Below are 18805 nucleotides of genomic sequence, written 5' to 3'. Positions count from 1 at the left end.
GGAGCCGTCCCTGGATCAGGTATCGAGGTCGGCGAGCCAGTTCAGGGCCCGCAGTCCGGGCATGAAGCAGTACTCGCCGCCCCGGGTGACGACGAACCGCGGGAGTTCCTGCAGGCGCCGGCGGACGGGTCGCGCGGGGACGGTGAAGGTTCCGGTTTCGTCGTTCGCCCCGACGATCGGATCCTTTTCGGCGTAGCCGATGAAGATTCCGTCGTTGGCCCACTGGGTCTTGGCGAACTCGAACTGTCGCTTCAGGTGGGCTCCGGCGAAGATGAACACGATGCCCCGGTCGATGCCGTCGTCGTCGAGGACGCCGTCGGGGAGCATCGGACCGTAGCTGGTACCCCGTCGGATCAGGCGGTGGAGGTTGACGTCGACCATCTCGCCCTTGAGGGCGTCGCGCGGGTTCATCCGCCGGGCATGCGCACCCGCCGGACACTTGAACCCGCGCTCGTCGTCGTCGAAGTAGAGGAAGTCGTTGTTGCGCTGAGGGTCGGCGCCCAGTCCGGGGTCGTCCCGTTCGGGGCAGAGAGCCAGCGGTGCGCCGCTCGGCCAGCGTCCGACCATCTTCGCCGCGAGGAGCTCCTCGGCCTCCGGTCCGTCGGAGTGGTCGCGGAGGTATTGCCGGAATGCCGCCACGCGGGTGTGGAGCTTGCGGAACACGGCGTAGGTGCCGTTGCGGCCGAGTACCTCGGGGTACGGCATCGGGGGCAGGTTCCCGGTTTCGTCGGGGTAGCCGAGGATGAACTCTCCGGCCTTGACGGGCCGCTCTTGGCTGGGAGGTCCGGGCGGTCCTCCCTCCACCGCCGGATTGCTGATCCCGTCCTTGAAGCCGAACGAGGTGCGCCCGGTCGGCAGCTGGTAGCAGTCCTGACGGAAGATCATCTCGACGCCGGAGAGCTCTTCGAAGGCGGCGAGAGCCGGTTCAAGGGCCGCGTCGAGCCGTGCCGCATCGGGGGAGAGGCAGGCCACCGCGACATGGACATCGGCGGTGCCGAGCGGCTTCTCCCAGTGGGCCGGTGCGCTGTCGCCGGCGTCACCAAGGAGCTCCGCCCGCGCGGCCATGCCCTGCCGGAACTCCGGAGCGAAGCTGTCGAGCGACTCGGGCGGCACACCCAGCGCCCTGAGGCCTTCGTAGGTGAGTCCTACGTTGACCCACACGTTCTGGTCCGGGTCCGGTGCGGCGGCGGCAGAACCGATCGCAGGGATGAGCCGCCGCAGCAACGCGCGCCCGGCACGGCGGTCGTCGATCCGTAGGAGAAAGTACCGGCCGACGTACGGCGAGGGCCGCGGATCCAGGATGCCGCCCTGGATGTCGTCCAGCTCGAGCGCGGGGGTTCCCACCGTCGTCATCCGCTGCCGTCCCGTCCGTCTCGTCTCGTCCGTCTCGTCCGTCTCGTCTGGGTCACCCGGTGCCGTCCGCCGGCCCGGAAACCGGAGCCGGATGCTGCCTGGTGCCGGCGGTCAGGTCGCCCCCGCGTCGAGAAGTTCCTGGAACGCCCGGTTCACCCGCAGCGCCTTCTTGAGCTCCTTCACCGTGGCGTCGGGGATGGCCCGGGAGTATCCGGCCGCGGTGTGCTGGTGGTCGACGACGAAGTCCTTGATCCTGGGGTCGCGAATGCCCGGGTAGTCCTCGGTGTGCTGAAGGATGCCGTCGAACACATCGGGGATCAGGGCAGCGAAATCATCGATGTAGACATCCCAGTCGCCGTCGAAGTTCGAAGCGAACAACAGCCGTGTGTCGTCGTCGAAGAGCACCCATCGGGCATCGTGCAGCGTCCCGATCCGTGCCTGGATCTGAGCCTCCCTCTCCAGGTTGCTCTGGCCGAGGACCGTGCGGAGCTGCTCTCCCTGCCCCGGCTTGATCTTGAAGATGAGGGTGAACTCGTTCGTGGGTCCCCGGCTCATTCCGGGGCGCTGGCCTTGTGCCTGAGTCGCCATCGTTCACGGCCCTCTCTGTTCTGAAGTCGCTGGTACGACATCGCTGCCTGTCCCCACCGGCACCGTCACCAACAGGACGAGCTCGCAGATCAGGCGAACGGAGGATCGACGAGTCGTCCCGCGCCATCGGCATGGTGCCCTGTGCGTGACCGATGGGCCGTTGGGGACATCCCGGGGAGGGCAGAAGATCACCCTGCCGGCTCCCCAGGCCTCCAGGCCGCTCCCGGGGGCATCCGGGGAAGCTAGGAATTCGAGGGCTTCCCGGCGATGGCGTCGTACACCCGCACGCGCAGGCGGCGCTGCCATCCCTCGCGCTCCTCCCGGGCCTGCGCCCGCTCCGCCTTCAGGCTGCCGGCCGGGTAACGGCGACGCGCCCAAGGAGATCCGGGACGGGCCAGCCGCACCGCCCCGACCGCGGCGAGGACCGGGACCAGCATCCCCAGCAGGCCGGTGAAGGCCTTGCCCTTGGCGAGCGCCACCAGCGCGAATCCCGCGTTGACCACGATCACGGTCGCGTACGACCAGCCGGAGACGGGGGCCCCGTCCACCGATGCTTCGGTGACCCCGAAAGGCGCCGCGCCGAGCAGCAGCAGACCACACACCGCCGCACCGACCACCACGGCGTCCACCGAAAGCCTGCCCTCCTCGGACCAGTAGACGTCCCGCAGGTGCAGGATCAGCGCGAACTCGTCCAGCACCAGCGCGGTTCCGATGCCGAAGAGCGCGGCTTCGATCTCGGCCCAGGGACGCGTACCGCCGATCGGGGAGGCCAGCCCCAGCCCACCAAGGATCATGAAGACCACGCCGAAGACCACGTGGTGGATGTGCAGCCCGCCGGGCGTGACGTTCTTCGGCCACCAGGAGACCTCCGCCCGGATCATCCGGACGCTGAGGCGGATGAAGAGGAACGCCCCGAGGAAGCCCAGCAGCAGGAAGAACAAGGGCTGCTTGCCCGGGTCCAGGATCTCGCGCCGGTACCAGTCGCCCATCGGTCAGGCCACGCGCTCGGTGGCGGGACGGCCGCGCCGCTTCCGGGCGTAGACCAGGAACCCGGCGAACGCCACCACCGAGGCGATCGCACCCGCCAGGGTGGCGCCGCGGAACCACGGCGCCTCCACGTCCATGACCCGCTGCCCGGCGTGCGAGGCACTGCCGCCGCCTGCCACAACGCTCAGCGTCCACAGGTTCGGCAGGGCGAGGACCACGGCCAGGGCCAGCCAGCCGACCGTGACCTTCCAAGGGCGCCGCTTGCGCAGACCGATCCAGGCCACGATCAGGGGCAGCAGCGTGCAGGCGATACCGAAGACCAGCCCGAGCACGAGCCCGGTGCCCAGATGGCCGTCCACTGCCGCCCCCACCCGCTGGGACCACCAGCGGGGGATGGTCGCGGCCAGGATGAAGTAGGCCACGACGAGCACGGCCAGCGCCCCACCGCCGAGCAGCACGCGTTTGCGCCGGCCGGGACGACCGGCCCCGGCCGCGTCCGTCTGCTGTGACGTCATGATCCCGATGCTGGCACCGACCCGCCTCGCGCGCAGTCCGAGGGCGCTGAGTCCGCGGTGCCCGGGGTCGGGGTGTCAGGTGTTGTTCCCGGTGCCCGGTAGGACCCGCACTTACGGTGGGTTTTGTGACGGAACATGCGGCGGACGCACTGGGTACGGAGATGGCCGCGGCCCAGCTCAAGGAGCGGATCTACGCGACGATCACCATGATCTCCGTCGTCATCGGGCTCGCGGGCAGCAGCCACGTGGCCGTCCTCGGGGCCGCGGCGACGGTCGTGACCGCCTCGGTGGGTCTGTGGCTGGCCGCGCTGGTCGCCGATCAGCAGGCCCATCGTGTGATGCACGGCGCTCTCGCGCGGGGACGGGAACTACGCGCGATGCTCTTCGTCAGCAGCCCGCTGCTGCTGTCCTCGGTGGGACCCCTCGTGCTGATCGGCGTCTCGGCACTGGGAGCGATGGGCCTGAAGACGGCCCTGCTCACGGCGGCCGGGGTCAACGTCGCGACATTGTTCGCATGGGGGTGCTACGGGGGGATCCGCATGGGTGGAGGGACGGTATTCGCGCTGCTCGCCGGCGCGATCGACGCGGCGATCGGGACGGCGGTCGCGGTGGTCAAGGCTGCCACCGGACACTGACGCCTCCCTTGGGGACCAGTTGGGGACCAGCCCTCACGACGACGGGCGCACAGCACGTACGGATGTGCACGCTGTGCGCCATCAGATTGAGGCATATGTCATGAATTTTCCTCCGACCCATCGATCTGGGGGTCAAGGGGTCGCAGGTTCAAATCCTGTCGTCTCGACTCGAAAGAGTCGCAGAGCAGGGGTCGTTTTACGGGCGTAAGGCGGGTCCCGGGGGTCCCCGTTCCCCAGGTGGTGTCCGGGGAGCGGGGAGGCGGGGTCAGGAGGACTGGTCCGTCAGGATCGCCGGGTCGGAGAGGCCGGGGGCGCCGGTCTCGACCTTGCCCGCGAAGCGGCGCAGGAAGTCCGGTGCCTCGGACGCGGTGACCGTCACGTCGTACCAGCGCTTCGTGTTCTTCAGCGACACGCTGTACGTGACGGTCGCGCCCTTGGCGACCGTCAGGCGCTTCGGGCCGCCCGCGTAGGCGTTGGTGACCGTGAGGGTGGCGGTCGACGTTCCGGCGTTGGTGAGGGTGAGGTCCAGGTTCCCGGTGGCGGCGTTGTGGCGGGCGGTGACCTCCGGGCCGGCGGTGGTGCCGGGGTTGCGGAAGCCGCGCAGGAAGCCGTTGGGGCCGTGCACGGTCAGATCGGTGACCCCGGCGGAGTAGCGGGTGTTCCAGGTGTCCGCGATCGACTTGCCGGCCTCGGTGGTGTACGTCCACGGGGCGTCGGTGCGGTTGCCCGAGGTGACGTAGAACTGCGCGCCCAGGTCCTGGCCGCCGCTGAACGTCAGCCGGAACCTGCCCTCCGCGACGAGCGCCGAGCCGTCCACGTACGGGGCGTACTTCAGCGCACGCGTGGGCCGCAGGCCCTTCTCCTGGCGCGGCATGGTGCCCTCGGCCGGCGGGGTGGCCCGGAAGTCGGGGTGACGCTCACGGTCCGGCGGGAACCAGCCGCCGGTGTCGGGCAGGGTGACGGTGTCGCTCTCGTTGCGGGCGAAGTCGAAGGCGGAGGTCAGGTCGCCGCACACGGCGCGGCGCCACGGCGAGATGTTGGGCTCCTGCACGCCGAAGCGCTTCTCCATGAAGCGGATCACCGAGGTGTGGTCGAAGGTCTCGGAGCAGGAGTATCCGCCGGTGCTCCACGGGGAGACCACGAGCATCGGCACGCGCGGGCCCAGGCCGTAGGGTCCGGCGACGTAGCCGGGCTTGCCGGGGAAGACGTCCAGGGCGGTGGGCGTGGTCGAGAGGCCCTGCGCGGCGCCGGCCGGGGCGTACGGCGGGACGACGTGGTCGAAGAACCCGTCGTTCTCGTCGTAGGTGATGAACAGCGCGGTACGGGCCCACACGTCGGGGTTGGAGGTGAGGGCGTCCAGCACCTGCGAGATGTACCAGGCGCCGTAGTTGGAGGGCCAGTTGGAGTGCTCGCTGAACGCCTCGGGGGCGGCGATCCAGGAGACCTGGGGCAGGGTGCCGGCGGCGACGTCGGCGCGCAGCCGGTCGAAGTAGCCCTCGCCGGCCCTGGCGTTCGTGCCGGTGCGGGCCTTCTCGTACAGCGCGTCGCCGGGCTTGGCGCCCCGGTAGTTGTTGAAGTAGAGGAGGGAGTTGTCGCCGTAGTTGCCGCGGTAGGCGTCGTTGATCCAGCCCCAGGAGCCGGCGGCGTCGAGGCCGTCGCCGATGTCCTGGTAGACCTTCCAGGAGATCCCGGCCGCCTCCAGCCGCTCCGGGTAGGTGGTCCAGCCGTAGCCGGCCTCGGCGTTGTTGAGGACCGGGCCGCCGCCCGTGCCGTCGTTGCCGGTGTGGCCCGACCAGAGGTAGTAGCGGTTGGGGTCCGTGGAACCGATGAACGAGCAGTGGTAGGCGTCGCAGATGGTGAACGCGTCCGCGAGGGCGTAGTGGAACGGGATGTCGTCGCGGGTCAGGTAGGCCATGGTCGTGGCCGTCTTGGCGGGCACCCAATTGTCGTACTTGCCGTTGTTGAAGGCGCTCTGCCCACCCGCCCAGTCGTGGTTGAGGCCCTGGAGGAACTCCATGCCGAGGTCCTCGGACGGAGGCCGGAACGGCAGCGTCTCCTTCGTCCCGTTCGATTGGTGAAAGACGGACTTGCCGCTGGGCAGGGTCACCGGACGCGGGTCGCCGAAGCCGCGGACACCGCGCAGCGCGCCGAAGTAGTGGTCGAAGGAACGGTTCTCCTGCATGAGCACCACGATGTGTTCGACATCGGCGATGGTGCCGGTGGTCCCCTGTGCGGGGATGGCGGCGGCGCGGGCGATGCTCTCGTTGAGCATCGTCAGGGCGGTGGCGCCACCGGCGAGCTGCAGGAAACGGCGGCGGTTGAGTTCTGCCATGGCGGAAACGACCTCTGCGGTTGAGGGGTGGTTGAGCGCCCCCAGCAGAGCGCGCCCGGCGTACCGGAGAGGGAGCCTGGCGTGACGGTGGCGCATACGCCAGGCGAACGGCAGCCGGATTTCGATGGAGTTCGGCCAGCGTCAGGCTGAGGAGGGGCCCCGCGGCGGCCGGTTCGAGCACAGCGGTGGGGCACGGGTGCCGTCTGCGAGATGTACGCCTCGGGCGAGAACGAGGGCGACGACGAGGTGGGCGTTCTGCACGGTCCGGCCGAGATGGGGTACCCGGCGTAGACCGTGGCGCTCGTGGACCTGAGCTACGGCTGCAAGGAGGGGCAGGGACCGAGCTGGTTCCGGAGGCGGCCGGCCGGCGGATCGTGGCGGCGGCCGCGGCCCTGCCCTTCACCCGCCGTGGCTGGAGGGACATCGAGCGGCCGCTGGACGAGGACGACCACGACCCCCTGAGGACGCTGGAGGAGATGATCGGCTCGGGCGTCTGGGACCTCAAGCGGCTGGATCTCGTGGCGGCGCTCCGTGCGATCGCGAGCCGTGGCGCAGTGTCCCCCCGGTCCGGCCGTGACCGACGTGCCGTTCACCGGGACCAGCCGTACCCGGTCGGGGCCTACGCCACGCCGGGGCTTCGCCGGCCGGGAGGAGCTCGGCGGGGCGGTCACGAGGGTTTTCGCCTTCGACGTCCGGCGCGGCCGTGAACGCCGGCAAGGGACGCGTGGCTGAAGATCGTGGTGGGGAGGCGTATCGCTGTAACTTCTGGGAAGGGGCAAGAGGTGGACGGAAGGGTGGTGCCGGATGGTCGCGCGAGCGGACAGTGAGCGTTTTACCGTCGCGGTGCGAGCGGCGGACGGTGCCGTCGTCCTCGAGGTCGCCGGGGAGCTGGACCATGACACGGTGCGGCCCCTGCGGGATGCCCTCGATACGGCGGTCGCTCCTGGTGGGCGGGTGTTGGTGGACCTGGCGGGGCTGGGGTTCTGCGATTCCACCGGGCTGAACGTGCTGCTGCACAGCCGGCTCGCCGCCCGGGAGGCGGGCGGCAGTCTGGAACTGGCCGGGCTGCACGGGCCCGTCGCCCGGATGTTCCACATCACCGGCGCGGACGGGCTGTTTCCCGTACACGCCGATGTTGCGGACGCACTGGGGGAGTCCAGCGGTCCGTCCCGCTAGCGCGTCGACACGGAGGAGCCTGAGCGTCATGGAACAGCGGGGGTCACCCGACCGGACCCGGTCCCTGGTGCTGGACGGGACCACCGACGTCGTGACGCGCAGTCGTGACTTCGTCCGTCGGGCGCTGGCCGCCTGGCACTGGCTGCCGGCCGCGACGGAGGCCGAGCAGGAGGCCGCGGAGGACGTGCTCCTGCTGGTGTCGGAGGTGGTCGCCAACGCCTGCCTGCACGGCGGCGGGCCGGGCGCCCTGCGGCTGGACTGCACCGACGAGCGGCTGCGCATCGAGGTGACCGACGGGAACCCGGATCCACCGGTCCCCGTGCGCGCGGGCTCGGCCGCGGAGGCGGGGCGGCCCGGCGGGCACGGGCTGCTGATCGTGGAACGGCTGGCCAGCCGGTGGGGTTCCCGGCCGTGGCCCGGCGGAAAGTGCGTCTGGCTGGAGGTGGCCGTTCCCGCGCCGGTCAGGAATCAAGGGCGGCAATGATCTCGTCGGTGGTGCTGACCCTGCCGATGCGCGGGAAGATCTTGCCGAAGCTGTGGGCGTGCGAGTCCGCGTCCGTGTCGGCGGTGGCGTCCTCCGCGAAGACCAGGTCGTAGCTGTGCTCCCAGGCGGTACGGGCGGTGGACTCGACGCCCACGCTGGTGGAGATGCCGGCCAGCACGATGCGGTGGATGCCGCGGCGGCGCAGCTGGAGGTCGAGCTCGGTCCCGGTGAAGGCGCCCCAGTGGCGCTTGGTGACGACGACGTCGCCGAGCGCGGCCAGCTCGCCCGGGATCTCGGAGAACGCGGCGGGCGGCGCGGACGCGGGGCCCGGGCGGTCCACGTTCGAGGTGGGCAGGTCGCCGCCGTCGGGGGACCAGGCGACCTTGACCAGGACCACGGGCAGCTTGTGCGAGTGGAACGCCTCGGCGAGGGCGAGGCCCTTCTTGAGGATCTCGGCGGAGGGCTTGGCAGTGGGCAGGGCCAGGATGCCCGTCTGGAGGTCGATGAGGACCAGGGCGGTGTCCTTGCCGAGGTTCAGGCGGTGCGAGTCGGCGGCCGTCATGGAGGCTCCTTCGGTGCGTGCGTGCGGAGGATCAGTGTTCGGCGAGGCGGCGCAGCAGCGGGACCGCCTCGGCGAGCAGGCGCTGCTCGGCAGGGCTCAGCCGTTCCGCGATCAGTTCGGCGATCCGCCCGTGGCCGGCCCGGCGCCGCTCGCCCACGAAGGCCCGGCCCTCGGGGGTGAGGGAGATGAGCAGTCGGCGCCCGTCGGTGGGGTGCGGGGTGCGGGTGACGTACCCGTCGGCCTGGAGGGCGTTCACCGTGGCGATCACCGACTGCGGGCGGATCTGCTCGGCGCGCGCCAGCTCCGAGGCGGTGGAGGGCCCGAGGCGGTCGAGCCGCTTGAGTACGGACACCTGCGACAGGCTCACCCCGCTGCCGGCCGAGGTGGCGCGCAGCTGCCGGACCAGCATGCCGAGGGCCAGCTGGAGCTCCTCGGCGGTATCGCGGGGCGGGATGTCCGGAGGGGGATGCAATGCGGACATGTCGTGAGATTACGGGGCGTACAGTCAAACTTGCAAGTCTGGCTTGGTGGTTTTGGGGAGGTCCTCAGGGGCCGTCGGTCCAGGCTCGGTGCACGGCTCCGGCAGCCGCCGCGACAGGGCCCACGCCACCGCCGGCAGCACCGCCAGCGGCAGCAGGGCGACGCGCAGCGAGGCGGCGTCCGCGGCGGCGCCGATGAGCGGGCTCGCGAGGCCGCCGACGCTGACGGTCAGGCCGAGGGTGACCCCGCTCGCGGTGCCCATGCGCGTCGGGAGGTAGTCCTGGCCCAGGGTGACCTGGAGGGAGAACGGCACGTACAGCGCGCCGGCCGCCAGCGCCGCGCACACGTACACCAGCGGGAGCGGCAGGAACAGGATCCCGGCGACGGCGGGCACGGCGGCGGCGTACGACCGCCGGACGGCGGTGACCCGGCCCCAGCGGTCCGCGAGCCGGCCGCCGAGCAGGGTGCCGCCCGCGCTGCCCGCGAACAGGGCGAACAGGGCCACGGCGCCGGCGGTTTCACCGCCGCCGCGCTCGCGTACGTACAGCGCGATGAAGGTGCTTAGGCCGATGAAGACGACGGAGCGGACGACCACGACGAGGGAGAGCCGCAGGAACGCCGGCCGGTTCTCCCCGCCGACGTGCGGCGTGGCGGCGGGCGCGTCCGTCGGCGCGGCCCGGCGGCGCCCGGCCGAACGCGGCAGGTTGAGCAGGACGCCGAGCGCCGCCGGAAGCGCGAGCAGCCACCAGCCGGCCGCCCCGGGCACCGCCAGGGCGCCCACGACCAGCAGCGGCGCGCAGGCGAAGCCGACGTTGCCGCCGAGGGCGAACCAGCTCATCGCGGAGTGCCCGGCCCCGCCCAGGGCCGTACGGACCAGCCGGGCGGCCGCCGGGTGGTACGCGGCGACCCCCAGCCCCGACAGGGCGACGGCGGCCACGGTGGCCGGGTAGCCCGCGTCCAGGCCGACGAGGGCGATGCCCAGCCCGGCCGCGGCCGTGGCCAGCGGTATCAGCCAGGGCATCGGCCACCGGTCGGTCAGCATCCCGAACAGCGGCTGGACCACGGAGGAGAGCAGCGAGGCGGCGAGCACGACGCCGGACGCGGCGGCGTAGTCGTAGGCGCGCTCCGCCACGAGGAAGGGGACGAGTGCGGCGACGGCGCCCTGGTACACGTCGACGCAGGAGTGACCCGCCGAGAAGGCGGCGGTACGGAAGCTGTTCTTGTTCACCGGTTGAGAATCGCCGCGGCCGGGGGTGCGGCGCTTCCGATAAATTGCCGGGTGATGCAGAAAATCCGCCACACCCCGCGCGCCCCGACCAACATCCGCGCGCTCGACACCGACACCGGGGTCGACCCCCACCGCCACGACGACCACCAGATCGCCTACGCGGGCCGCGGGGTGCTGTCGATCACCACCGACGCCGGCACCTGGGTGGCCCCAGCGACCCGGGCCCTGTGGATCCCGGCCGGGACGGTGCACGAACACCGCGCGTTCGGCCGCACCGACCTGCACTGCGTCGGCCTGCCGACCCGCCTCAACCCGCTGTCCCTGGACGCGCCGGCCGTGATCGCCGTGGGACCGCTGCTGCGGGAGCTGATCCTGGCCTACACCCGGACCCCGGACGACGGCAGCCCCGCGCGGCGCCGGATGCTGGCGGTCCTCCTCGACCAGCTGCGGGCCTCGCCGCTCCAGCCGCTGCACCTGCCCGCGCCCGCCGACCCGCGGCTCGCGGCGGTCTGCGCCCTGCTGCACGCCGACCCGGCGGACCCGCGCGGACTGGCCGCGCTCGGCGCCGAGTCGGGGGCCGGGGCGAGCGAGCGGACGCTGAGCCGGCTGTTCCGGGCCGAGCTGGGCATGACCTTCCCGCAGTGGCGCACCCAGCTGCGGCTGCACCAGGCGCTCAGGCTGCTGGCGGTCGACACCCCGGTGACCGCGGTCGCGCACCGCTGCGGCTGGTCGTCGGCGAGCGCGTTCATCGACGTCTTCCGGCGGGCGTTCGGGGACACCCCGGGGGCCTACGGCCGTTCGTAGCGCAGCTGCACAACGCCGTTGCCGAAGGTGTGCGTGCCCTCCAGGCGCAGCGGTACCGGGGCGTAGTCGAGCTGCTGGAAGAGCGGTGTGCCGCGCCCGATCCGTACCGGGTGGACGTAGATCCGGTAGGCGTCCACCAGGTCGTGGCGCAGGAAGTCGGCGGCGAGCCGGGCCCCGCCGACGGCGAGGTCGCCGCCCGGGGCGGCCTTGAGGGCGGCCACCTCGGCCGGGACGACGTCCCGTACGAGCGTGGCGTTCGGGCCGACCCGCTCCAGGGTGCGCGAGTACACGTACTTGGGCGTGTCCCGCCAGATCGCGGCGAACTCGGTGACGACCGGGCCGGCGCTCGCGGGATCGGCGTCGGCCGTCGGCCAGTACGCCTCCATCAGTTCGTACGTGGTACGGCCTTCCAGCAAGCCGCCCAGCGTCCGGGTCATGTCGTTGAAGTGCTGGTGCAGTTCGTCGTCGACGACGTGCCAGTCGATCTGCCGTTCGGGGCCCTCGGTGTAGCCGTCCAGCGACATCGACAGTAGGAGGATGATCTTCCGCATGGCGGTCCAGGCTACGCCCGGGAACCGTCCGGCGGTGGGAGCGGCGCGGGGCGCGGAGATACTGGCCGGTGTGAAGACCGACGACGTGCAGCCCGAAGACACCGTCCTGTTCCACATCGACGGCCGGACCGGGGTGGTCACCCTCAACCGCCCCAGGTCGCTGAACGCGCTCACCCACCCCATGGTGAAGCGCATCGACGAGACCCTCGCCGCCTGGGCGGCCGATCCCGCCGTCCGGCAGGTCCTGATCCGGGGCGCCGGCGAGCGCGGACTGTGCGCGGGCGGGGACATCCGCGCGATCCACGACGACGCCAAGGCCGGCACCACCGCCTCCGCCGACTTCTGGCGCGACGAGTACCGGCTCAACGCCCGCATCGCCCGCTATCCCAAGCCGTACGTGGCCCTCATGGACGGGATCGTCATGGGCGGCGGCGTCGGGCTCTCGGCCCACGGCGGGGTCCGCATCGTCACCGAGCGCTCCCGCGTGGCCATGCCCGAGACCGGCATCGGCTTCGTCCCCGACGTCGGCGGGACCTGGCTGCTCGGCCGCGCCCCCGGCCGCCTCGGCACCCATCTCGCCCTGACCGGGGCCGCCGTGGGGGCCGCCGACGCGCTGCTGTGCGGGCTCGCCGACCACTTCGTCCCCGCCGCCCGGCTCCCGGAGCTGACCGCCGCACTCGCGACGGCCCCCGTCCACGAGGTGCTGCCGCGGTACGCCGCCACGCCACCGCCCGGTGAACTCGCGGGCGGGCGGCCCTGGATCGACCGCTGCTACGCGGCCGGCACCGTCGAGGAGATCGTGGAACGGCTGCTCGGGGAGGGCGAGCCGGCCGCCAAGGAGGCCGCCGAGACGATCCTGGCCAAGTCCCCGACCGCGCTCAAGGTCACCCTCGCCGCCCTGCGCCGCGCCGAAGGCCTCGGCTCGCTGGAGCGGGCGCTGGCCCAGGAGTTCCGCGTCTCCTGCAACGCGCTGCGCTCGCCCGATCTGGTCGAGGGCATCCGGGCCCAGGTCGTCGACAAGGACCGCAGGCCGCGCTGGTCGCCCCCGGCGCTGGCGGACGTGTCCGACGCGGACGTGGAACGGTTCTTCGCGCCGCTCGGGGAGGAACGCGAACTCAGGCTGCCGGACGGCGACTTCAACCGCGGCTGAGCCGGACCTCCAGGCCGTCCAGGACCCGCTGGAGCCCGTAGTCGAAGTTCTCCTCGCGCATCCGCGCCGGGTCCACGCCCTGCCGGGAGGCGGCGTGGTCCTGCGTCAACGGGTGCCCGTCCAGGGCCTCCTGGGCGGCGGGCAGCAGCGACTCCAGCCACTGCGCCTCGGTCTTCCCGCTGCGGGCGAGGAGGGAGAGGTAGGAGGCCTCGCTGGTGGTGGCGCCGATGACGTACGAGATGACCGCCTTCATCGCGAGGTCCGCCTCGCCGGGCGGGAAGCCGGCCGCCTGGGCCAGCCTCAGCATCCGCTCCGACATGCGCATCAGGTTCGGACCCAGGTAGGCCAGACCGACCTGGCCGAGGACCGAGGCCACCCAGGGGTGGCGCAGGACCATGTCGCGCAGGCTGTGCCCGCTGTGGGCCAGGGCCTCGCGCCACGCGTCGGGGCCGGCCGGCTCCGGCACCTCCAGCTCGCCGTAGACCTCGTCCACGACCAGCTCGATGAGCTCGTCCTTGTTGGCCACGTGCCGGTACAGCGAGGTGGCGGCGGCGCCCATCTCGGTGCCGAGCTTGCGCATGCTCAGCGCCTCGATGCCCTCGGCGTCGAGGAGGCGCACGGCCGTAGAGACGATCTGGGCCTGGCTGAGCGCCGGCTGCTGCTCCTTGCGGCGGCGCGGGCGCGCCCAGACGGAGGGGACGGCGGACCCGGCGGACGCGGCGGATGCGCCGGGGCTCTGCTCGCTCTGGTGCTTCTCGTCGGCTGGCATGTCTCCACCCTAGCGCATGTGCGAACGCCGTACGCATCATGCGTACGGCGTCCACACGTGTGGCGGAGGTGTGGCGGGGATGTAGCGGTGCGGAGGGCATCGGTTCCCGGACAACCGGAATTGGACAGAAGCCGGTGCGACGAACACCATGAGGGCTGCATGATCGCGGCAGCACGGGGGCACGCAGGCGCACCGCTGATCCGGACACCGGTGCCTCCACTCCGCTTCGTCCCCATTTGTCGTCCCCCTGGAGAGACTTCGCCATGAGCTTCGGCGACCCGAACAACCCGTACGGCCAGCAGCCCCCGCAGGGCCGGCCCGGCTACCCGCAGCAGGCGCCCCAGGGCGTGCCCCCGCAGTACGGCTACCCCCAGCAGCAGACGCCGCCGCCGTACGGCGCGTACCCGCCGGCGGGTGCCCCCGGTATGCCGCCCATGGGCATGCCCGGCATGGGGATGCCGCCGCTGGCCCATTGGGGCCTTCGCGTGGGCGCCACCCTGCTCGACGGTCTGATCACCGCCGGCCCGATGTACGCGCTGGGCTTCATCGATCTCGCCACCAGCGACAACCCGGACGAGCCCGGGTTCTTCTTCCTCATCGGCGTGCTGTACGCCATCGCGATGGGCTTCTACCAGCTCTACCTCGAGGGCAAGACCGGCCAGAGCATCGGCAAGAAGGCCGTCGGCATCAGTGTCCGCCGCGAGGCCGACGGCCAGCCGCTCGGCTTCGGCATGGCCTTCGTCCGCAAGCTGGCGCACTTCCTCGACGGCATCGCCTGCTACATCGGCTACCTGTGGCCGCTGTGGGACGAGAAGAAGCAGACCTTCGCCGACAAGGTGTGCAACACCCTCGTCATCACGGTCCCCAAGGGCTGAGAACCGGCGGCACGGCGACACCCCTAGCGGTAGCCGGTCGGATCGGCGGGCAGGCCGGGGTCCTGGACCTCGACCATGTAGCGCCAGGCGTCCGGACGGCTGCCGTCCAGGTCCGTGAAGCCGTAGACCCCGGCGAGTTGGCCGCTGGACAGGGACTGCCCGTTCCAGCGCGCCACCTCCGGGTCCGCGGCGAGCGCCGCGACCGCGCGGCCCACGTACGACGGGGTCTCGGAGATGGCGAAGTGCGGGACCTTCGCCAGCGCGTCCCGCCAGGTCGCCTCCGTCACGCCGAAGGCGTCGAGCATCATCTCCGAGCGCAGCCAGCCAGGCGTCAGTGCCACCGCCGTGGCCCCGCGCGGCCCGAGCTCGTGGCCCAGCGCGAACGCCATCCGCAGGACCGAGGACTTGGCGATGTCGTAGAAGAACGAATTCCGGTAGCGGGTCGCGTTGTACTCGGCGGTGCCGTCCGTCATCTCCACCACCAGCCCGCCCGGCTCGCGCAGCAGCAGCGGCAGCGCGAAATGGCTGGTGACGGCGTGGGTCTCCACCGCCAGGCGCAGCAGCCGCAGGCCGTTGTCCAGGTCGTGCTCCCAGACCGGGCTCTCCCACTCGAAGAGCCGCTCCCCGCCCCAGATGTCGTTGACGAGGACGTCAAGGCGCCCCCGCTCGGTGTCGATCCGCCCCACCAGCGCCTCGACCTCGCCCGGCACCAGATGATCGGCGACCACGGGGATCCCCGCACCGCCCGCCGCCGTGACCAGCTCGGCGGTCTCCTCCACCGTCTCGGGCCGGTCGTACTCCGAACGCCTGCCCCCGGTGCTGCGGCCCGACACGTACACCGTCGCGCCCCGCGCGCCCAGTTGCACGGCGATGCCCCGGCCCGCTCCCCGGGTGCCGCCCGCGACCAGGGCGACCTTGCCCTCAAGAGTTCCCGACATGCGGGCGAGCCTATGCCCGGACGGGCGGGGATGGCCGGATCGACGCCCTTTCGGGGTGGCCGGGGCGCAGGCTACGACTGGGGTTCCCGTCCCCTCCAGGGAGGCACGCCCCATGGCCACCGCACTGATGACGAGCTTCGACGAGGTCTACGCCCTGCCCGACCCGCGCGGCTACTTCACCCGGCTCCGCCCGTACGCCTACCAGACCCCGCACCACGCACAGCACCTCTTCCGCGAGCTGCTGGACGAACTGGGCCCGGGGCCGCACACCGTGCTGGACCTGTGCTGCTCCTACGGCATCAACGCGGCGCTGCTCACCTGCGACCTGACCCTGGCCGACCTGTACGAGCACTACGCGCGGCCCGCGGCCGCCGACCTTCCGGCGGGCGAACTCATTGCCTGGGACCGGGAGTTCTACGCGTCCCGGCGGCTGGCCGACCCGCTGCGGGTGATCGGGGTCGATGCCTCGGCGCCCGCGATCGCCTACGCGGTGGCCGTGGGGCTCCTCGCCGAGGGGTACGCGGAGAACCTGGAGACGGCCGCCCCGAGCCCCGGGCTGCTGCGCGCGGCGGCGGGCGCCGGGCTGATCACCGTGACGGGCGGCAGCAGCTTCCTGACCGGCCGCACCTACGGGCCGCTGGTGGCGGCCACGGCGGGCCGGGCCCCGGTGGCCTCCTTCGTGCTCCGCCACCACGACTACGGGCCGGTCACCGCCTGTCTGGAGGGGCTGGGGCTGACCGACCGGCGCTCGCCCGTCAGCTACCGCCAGCGCCGGTTCACCGGTCCGGAGGAGCAGAGCCGGGTCCTCGCGGCGCTGGCCGCGCGGGGCGTGGACCCGGCGGGGAGGGAGGCCAGGGAAGCCGACGGCTGGTACCACGCCTGGTTGCACGTGGCCCGCCCGGCCGCGTCGACGTGAGCAGGCAGACGACGGCCAGGACGGCGGCCAGCGAGCCCGCCGCGGCCGCCAGCGCGGTGCCCGGCCCCCACAGGGTCCAGGCGGCCCCGAACAGGAGGGAGCCCGCGAACCGGGCCAGGGCCTGCGCGGTCTGCAGCACCGCCAGCCCGGTGGTGCGCAGCTCCGCCGGAAGCAGCGGCCCGGCGGCGGCCATCAGGACCCCGTCGGTGGCCGCGTAGAACAGGCCGAGGAGGGCGAGCACGCCGAAGACGAGCGGGGGACCGGCCGGCAGCGGAGCCAGGAGCAGCAGGCAGGCGCCGAGCAGCGGCACGTGCCCGGCGAGGAACACCCGGCGCCGGCCCAGCCGGTCGGCGAACCGTCCCAGGGGCAGCGCGGCCAGCAGGAACACGGCCGCCGTACCGACGGGCAGCAGCGGAAAGTACGCCGCGGGCAGGTCGAGCCGGCGCTGGAGCAGCAGATAGAGGAAGGCGTCGCCGACGGTGAACAGGCCGAGCGCCGCGGCCGTCGCGCACAGCCGCCGCAGGCCGGGGATCCGTAGCAGGGTCCGGACGGGCGGCAGCGGGGTGCGGGTGGCAGGCGCCGGGGCCTCCCGCACGAACAGGGCCAGCACCACCACGCCCAGCACCGCGATGCAGCAGCTCACGGTGAACACGGCCTCGTACCCGTCCACGGCCACCCACAGCACCCCGAACGCGGCCAGCGGGCCCAGCAGTGCGCCCGCCGTGTCCAGTGCGCGGTGCACCCCGAAGGCGCGGCCCTGTTCCTCCGGCGGGCAGGACAGTGAGATCAGCGCGTCGCGCGGCGCGGTGCGCAGGCCCTTGCCGGTGCGGTCGGCGGCGAGCACCGCCGCCACCGACCAGGGGGTGGTGACGGCGAGCAGGGCCGCCTTGCAGGCGGCGGAGAGCGCGTAGCCGAAGCCCGCCACCAGCTTGCGGCGGCGGGTGCGGTCCGCGATCCGGCCGCCCGCGAGGCGCAGCAGCGCGGTGGCGCCCTGGTGGAGCCCGTCCAGGGCGCCGAACGCGAGCGGGGACATGCCGAGTCCGGCCATCAGGTACAGCGGCAGGACGGAGGTGACCATCTCGGCCGAGACATCCGTGACCAGGCTGACCAGGCCGAGCGCGAACACGGTGCCGGGGACGGCCCGCAGCGGGCCTCTCGGGGCCGGGGGACGCCGTCCGGCCGTGTCCGCGGCCCGGCTGGTCGACAGGTACACGGATGCCTCCCTCAGAACCAGTTGACGGTGAGCGGGAACGCGGCGGTGACGGTGGCGCCCGTGGAGTCGGTGGCGGTCGCGGTGATCTGGACCGTGCCGCTGCCCCACGGCTTGCCGCTGATCCGGCCGGTGGCGGCGTCGACGCTCAGGCCCCAGGGCAGGCCGGTGGCCGCGTACCGGATCGGGGACTTGCCGCCGGTGGCGGTGAGCTGGATGGTGCAGGACTGGTTGAACTTGCAGGTCTGCGGACCCGGGTTGGCCAGCTTCAGGTCACCGGGGGTCGGCGTCGGGGTCGGGGTGGGAGTCGGTGTCGGGGTGGGCGTGGGTGTGGGCGTCGGCGTGGGGGTCGGGGTCGGAGTGGAGTCGCCGAACACCTCGCTGATCGGCTGGACGTTGGCCGCGTTGCCCGCGTGCGTGGCCGTGCCGAACAGGTCCTCGAAGGTGCGCAGCAGGTGGTGGTGGTTGAAGGCGGTGGTGTACTTGCCCGTCTTGACGTTCGCTCCGTAGAAGACGGTGGCGATCTGGTTCGACCCGAGGTAGTTGTCCTCGTCCCACGTCAGCACCAGCAGGCTGTTGTTGGCCTTCGCCCACTGCGCGTAGGCGTCGATGTTGTTCTTCGTCCAGGTGTCGCCCGTGGACACCGAGCACGAGTGCATGTCGTTGCACTGGTTGGGAACGATGAAGGACAGGTTCGGCAGGGCGGCGAAGTTGTTCTGCGGGAACTGCGCCCACGTCTTGCCGGTGTTCAGCGGCACGTTCTTGAAGGCGAACCACGGGTTGTGCTTCTGGGCGTACTGGCCGTTCGTGCAGGCCGTGGAACCCTCGGCCGGCAGGTCCTCGTTGTACGTCGCGAAGGTCTTGCCGGCCGCGATCACCTCCTGGCCGAGGTTCGGCGCCGTCATCGACTGCGGCGTGTAGCAGCCGTCCCCCGTGATGCCCTGGGTGGCGCCGGAGAAGAGGTTGAAGTAGTTGGGCTGGCTGGGGTGGGTCAGCGCCTTCATGCCGGTCAGGCTGGCGCCGGCGTTCGCCAGCTGGTTGATGTACGGGGCGTTCGCGCTGCCGATGATCTCGCCGTACTGCTTGTTCTCGTACACGACGACCACGACGTGGTCGTACGTCGGCAGCGCGGCCGCGGCGGGGGTCGCCACGGTGGAACCGCTCTCGGCGGCCTGGGAGTTGGCGACGGTGAAGGCGCCCAGCAGGCCGAGGGCGCCGAGTGCGGCCACGATCGCGGACCGTCGGGCCCCGC

General features: G+C 72.1%; 19 protein-coding genes. 6 read left to right on the top strand and 13 right to left on the bottom strand.

The features are described 5' to 3' along the window. Positions 1 to 15: 15 nt before the first annotated feature. The 4 genes from ACFWBN_RS11760 to ACFWBN_RS11745 all read right to left on the bottom strand — a co-directional run bounded on the left by ACFWBN_RS11760 (position 16) and on the right by ACFWBN_RS11745 (position 3443). Complete coding sequence (locus ACFWBN_RS11760; protein ID WP_385174448.1) at positions 16 to 1353, bottom strand: Dyp-type peroxidase; 1338 nt, start codon at positions 1351 to 1353, stop codon at positions 16 to 18. A 111-nt stretch (positions 1354 to 1464) separates the two neighbouring features. Further along, a complete protein-coding gene (locus ACFWBN_RS11755) occupies positions 1465 to 1908 on the bottom strand; it encodes a hypothetical protein (RefSeq protein ID WP_385174445.1) in 444 nt (147 codons plus the stop codon). Between the two features lie 275 nt (positions 1909 to 2183). Continuing rightward, positions 2184 to 2930 carry a hypothetical protein gene (locus ACFWBN_RS11750; protein WP_385174443.1) on the bottom strand — a complete coding sequence of 249 codons (747 nt, stop codon included), beginning with the start codon at positions 2928 to 2930 and terminating at the stop codon, positions 2184 to 2186. A 3-nt stretch (positions 2931 to 2933) separates the two neighbouring features. Continuing rightward, positions 2934 to 3443, bottom strand: coding sequence for a hypothetical protein (locus tag ACFWBN_RS11745; RefSeq protein WP_385174440.1), 510 nt, complete (start codon positions 3441 to 3443; stop codon positions 2934 to 2936). A 125-nt stretch (positions 3444 to 3568) separates the two neighbouring features. Between ACFWBN_RS11745 and ACFWBN_RS11740 the strand changes: the two genes are divergently transcribed. Further along, positions 3569 to 4078: a hypothetical protein gene (locus tag ACFWBN_RS11740; RefSeq protein ID WP_385174437.1), complete on the top strand. Its 510-nt coding sequence runs from the start codon at positions 3569 to 3571 to the stop codon at positions 4076 to 4078. Positions 4079 to 4343: 265 nt separating this feature from the next. Here ACFWBN_RS11740 and ACFWBN_RS11735 read toward each other — a convergent pair whose 3' ends face one another. Then, complete coding sequence (locus tag ACFWBN_RS11735) at positions 4344 to 6410, bottom strand: phosphocholine-specific phospholipase C (RefSeq protein WP_385174434.1); 2067 nt, start codon at positions 6408 to 6410, stop codon at positions 4344 to 4346. Positions 6411 to 7214: 804 nt separating this feature from the next. Between ACFWBN_RS11735 and ACFWBN_RS11730 the strand changes: the two genes are divergently transcribed. Together ACFWBN_RS11730 and ACFWBN_RS11725 are read left to right on the top strand one after the other, a co-directional pair. Further along, positions 7215 to 7586, top strand: a complete 372-nt coding sequence (locus tag ACFWBN_RS11730) for an STAS domain-containing protein (protein WP_385174431.1) — start codon at positions 7215 to 7217, stop codon at positions 7584 to 7586. Between the two features lie 28 nt (positions 7587 to 7614). Beyond that, complete coding sequence (locus ACFWBN_RS11725; protein WP_385174428.1) at positions 7615 to 8070, top strand: ATP-binding protein; 456 nt, start codon at positions 7615 to 7617, stop codon at positions 8068 to 8070. On the opposite strand, the gene ACFWBN_RS11720 is transcribed toward ACFWBN_RS11725, so the two are convergent. From ACFWBN_RS11720 to ACFWBN_RS11710, 3 genes are read right to left on the bottom strand one after another with little or no spacing between them, the layout of a single operon-like run. Next, entirely contained in the window at positions 8048 to 8632 is a 585-nt protein-coding gene (locus ACFWBN_RS11720) for a hydrolase (protein WP_385174425.1), read from the bottom strand. The genes ACFWBN_RS11725 and ACFWBN_RS11720 overlap by 23 nt on opposite strands. Before the next feature lie 31 nt (positions 8633 to 8663). Beyond that, positions 8664 to 9113 carry a MarR family winged helix-turn-helix transcriptional regulator gene (locus ACFWBN_RS11715; RefSeq protein ID WP_385174422.1) on the bottom strand — a complete coding sequence of 150 codons (450 nt, stop codon included), beginning with the start codon at positions 9111 to 9113 and terminating at the stop codon, positions 8664 to 8666. A 24-nt stretch (positions 9114 to 9137) separates the two neighbouring features. Further along, entirely contained in the window at positions 9138 to 10340 is a 1203-nt protein-coding gene (locus tag ACFWBN_RS11710) for an MFS transporter (protein ID WP_385174419.1), read from the bottom strand. 54 nt (positions 10341 to 10394) lie between these two features. On the opposite strand from ACFWBN_RS11710, the gene ACFWBN_RS11705 reads away from it, so the two are divergent. Next, entirely contained in the window at positions 10395 to 11144 is a 750-nt protein-coding gene (locus tag ACFWBN_RS11705) for an AraC family transcriptional regulator (RefSeq protein ID WP_385174416.1), read from the top strand. Here the strand turns inward: ACFWBN_RS11705 and ACFWBN_RS11700 are convergent. After that, on the bottom strand, positions 11129 to 11695 hold the full coding sequence (locus ACFWBN_RS11700; RefSeq protein ID WP_385174413.1) for a dihydrofolate reductase family protein: 567 nt from the start codon (positions 11693 to 11695) through the stop codon (positions 11129 to 11131). The genes ACFWBN_RS11705 and ACFWBN_RS11700 overlap by 16 nt on opposite strands. Between ACFWBN_RS11700 and ACFWBN_RS11695 the strand changes: the two genes are divergently transcribed. Beyond that, positions 11694 to 12845, top strand: a complete 1152-nt coding sequence (locus ACFWBN_RS11695) for an enoyl-CoA hydratase/isomerase family protein (RefSeq protein ID WP_385174410.1) — start codon at positions 11694 to 11696, stop codon at positions 12843 to 12845. The genes ACFWBN_RS11700 and ACFWBN_RS11695 overlap by 2 nt on opposite strands. Here the strand turns inward: ACFWBN_RS11695 and ACFWBN_RS11690 are convergent. After that, positions 12832 to 13614: a TetR/AcrR family transcriptional regulator gene (locus ACFWBN_RS11690; protein ID WP_385174406.1), complete on the bottom strand. Its 783-nt coding sequence runs from the start codon at positions 13612 to 13614 to the stop codon at positions 12832 to 12834. The genes ACFWBN_RS11695 and ACFWBN_RS11690 overlap by 14 nt on opposite strands. A 263-nt stretch (positions 13615 to 13877) precedes the next feature. Here ACFWBN_RS11690 and ACFWBN_RS11685 point away from each other — a divergent pair, with 263 nt between their 5' ends. Next, a complete protein-coding gene (locus ACFWBN_RS11685) occupies positions 13878 to 14489 on the top strand; it encodes an RDD family protein (RefSeq protein WP_385174403.1) in 612 nt (203 codons plus the stop codon). 23 nt (positions 14490 to 14512) lie between these two features. On the opposite strand, the gene ACFWBN_RS11680 is transcribed toward ACFWBN_RS11685, so the two are convergent. The 3 genes from ACFWBN_RS11680 to ACFWBN_RS11670 all read right to left on the bottom strand — a co-directional run bounded on the left by ACFWBN_RS11680 (position 14513) and on the right by ACFWBN_RS11670 (position 18782). Further along, complete coding sequence (locus tag ACFWBN_RS11680; RefSeq protein WP_385174400.1) at positions 14513 to 15427, bottom strand: SDR family oxidoreductase; 915 nt, start codon at positions 15425 to 15427, stop codon at positions 14513 to 14515. A 776-nt stretch (positions 15428 to 16203) separates the two neighbouring features. Continuing rightward, positions 16204 to 17556: an MFS transporter gene (locus ACFWBN_RS11675; RefSeq protein WP_385174397.1), complete on the bottom strand. Its 1353-nt coding sequence runs from the start codon at positions 17554 to 17556 to the stop codon at positions 16204 to 16206. An 11-nt stretch (positions 17557 to 17567) separates the two neighbouring features. Next, a complete protein-coding gene (locus tag ACFWBN_RS11670) occupies positions 17568 to 18782 on the bottom strand; it encodes an alkaline phosphatase family protein (RefSeq protein WP_385174394.1) in 1215 nt (404 codons plus the stop codon). Between the last annotated feature and the right edge of the window lie 23 nt (positions 18783 to 18805).

It is taken from the genome of Streptomyces sp. NPDC059989 (assembly GCF_042736975.1).
Taxonomy (GTDB): domain Bacteria; phylum Actinomycetota; class Actinomycetes; order Streptomycetales; family Streptomycetaceae; genus Streptomyces.
Note: the sequence above shows the minus strand (reverse complement) of the source record. Positions and strands in the feature narration are given on the sequence as shown.

What these genes read in the sequence shown, in the direction of transcription:
- ACFWBN_RS11760 (WP_385174448.1), bottom strand. Translation starts at nt 1,353, where the DNA reads ATGACGACGGTGGGAACCCCCGCGCTCGAGCTGGACGACATCCAGGGC.
- ACFWBN_RS11755 (WP_385174445.1), bottom strand. Translation starts at nt 1,908, where the DNA reads ATGAGCCGGGGACCCACGAACGAGTTCACCCTCATCTTCAAGATCAAG.
- ACFWBN_RS11750 (WP_385174443.1), bottom strand. Translation starts at nt 2,930, where the DNA reads ATGGGCGACTGGTACCGGCGCGAGATCCTGGACCCGGGCAAGCAGCCC.
- ACFWBN_RS11745 (WP_385174440.1), bottom strand. Translation starts at nt 3,443, where the DNA reads ATGACGTCACAGCAGACGGACGCGGCCGGGGCCGGTCGTCCCGGCCGG.
- ACFWBN_RS11735 (WP_385174434.1), bottom strand. Translation starts at nt 6,410, where the DNA reads ATGGCAGAACTCAACCGCCGCCGTTTCCTGCAGCTCGCCGGTGGCGCC.
- ACFWBN_RS11730 (WP_385174431.1), top strand. Translation starts at nt 7,215, where the DNA reads ATGGTCGCGCGAGCGGACAGTGAGCGTTTTACCGTCGCGGTGCGAGCG.
- ACFWBN_RS11725 (WP_385174428.1), top strand. Translation starts at nt 7,615, where the DNA reads ATGGAACAGCGGGGGTCACCCGACCGGACCCGGTCCCTGGTGCTGGAC.
- ACFWBN_RS11720 (WP_385174425.1), bottom strand. Translation starts at nt 8,632, where the DNA reads ATGACGGCCGCCGACTCGCACCGCCTGAACCTCGGCAAGGACACCGCC.
- ACFWBN_RS11715 (WP_385174422.1), bottom strand. Translation starts at nt 9,113, where the DNA reads ATGTCCGCATTGCATCCCCCTCCGGACATCCCGCCCCGCGATACCGCC.
- ACFWBN_RS11705 (WP_385174416.1), top strand. Translation starts at nt 10,395, where the DNA reads ATGCAGAAAATCCGCCACACCCCGCGCGCCCCGACCAACATCCGCGCG.
- ACFWBN_RS11695 (WP_385174410.1), top strand. Translation starts at nt 11,694, where the DNA reads ATGGCGGTCCAGGCTACGCCCGGGAACCGTCCGGCGGTGGGAGCGGCG.
- ACFWBN_RS11700 (WP_385174413.1), bottom strand. Translation starts at nt 11,695, where the DNA reads ATGCGGAAGATCATCCTCCTACTGTCGATGTCGCTGGACGGCTACACC.
- ACFWBN_RS11690 (WP_385174406.1), bottom strand. Translation starts at nt 13,614, where the DNA reads ATGCCAGCCGACGAGAAGCACCAGAGCGAGCAGAGCCCCGGCGCATCC.
- ACFWBN_RS11685 (WP_385174403.1), top strand. Translation starts at nt 13,878, where the DNA reads ATGAGCTTCGGCGACCCGAACAACCCGTACGGCCAGCAGCCCCCGCAG.
- ACFWBN_RS11680 (WP_385174400.1), bottom strand. Translation starts at nt 15,427, where the DNA reads ATGTCGGGAACTCTTGAGGGCAAGGTCGCCCTGGTCGCGGGCGGCACC.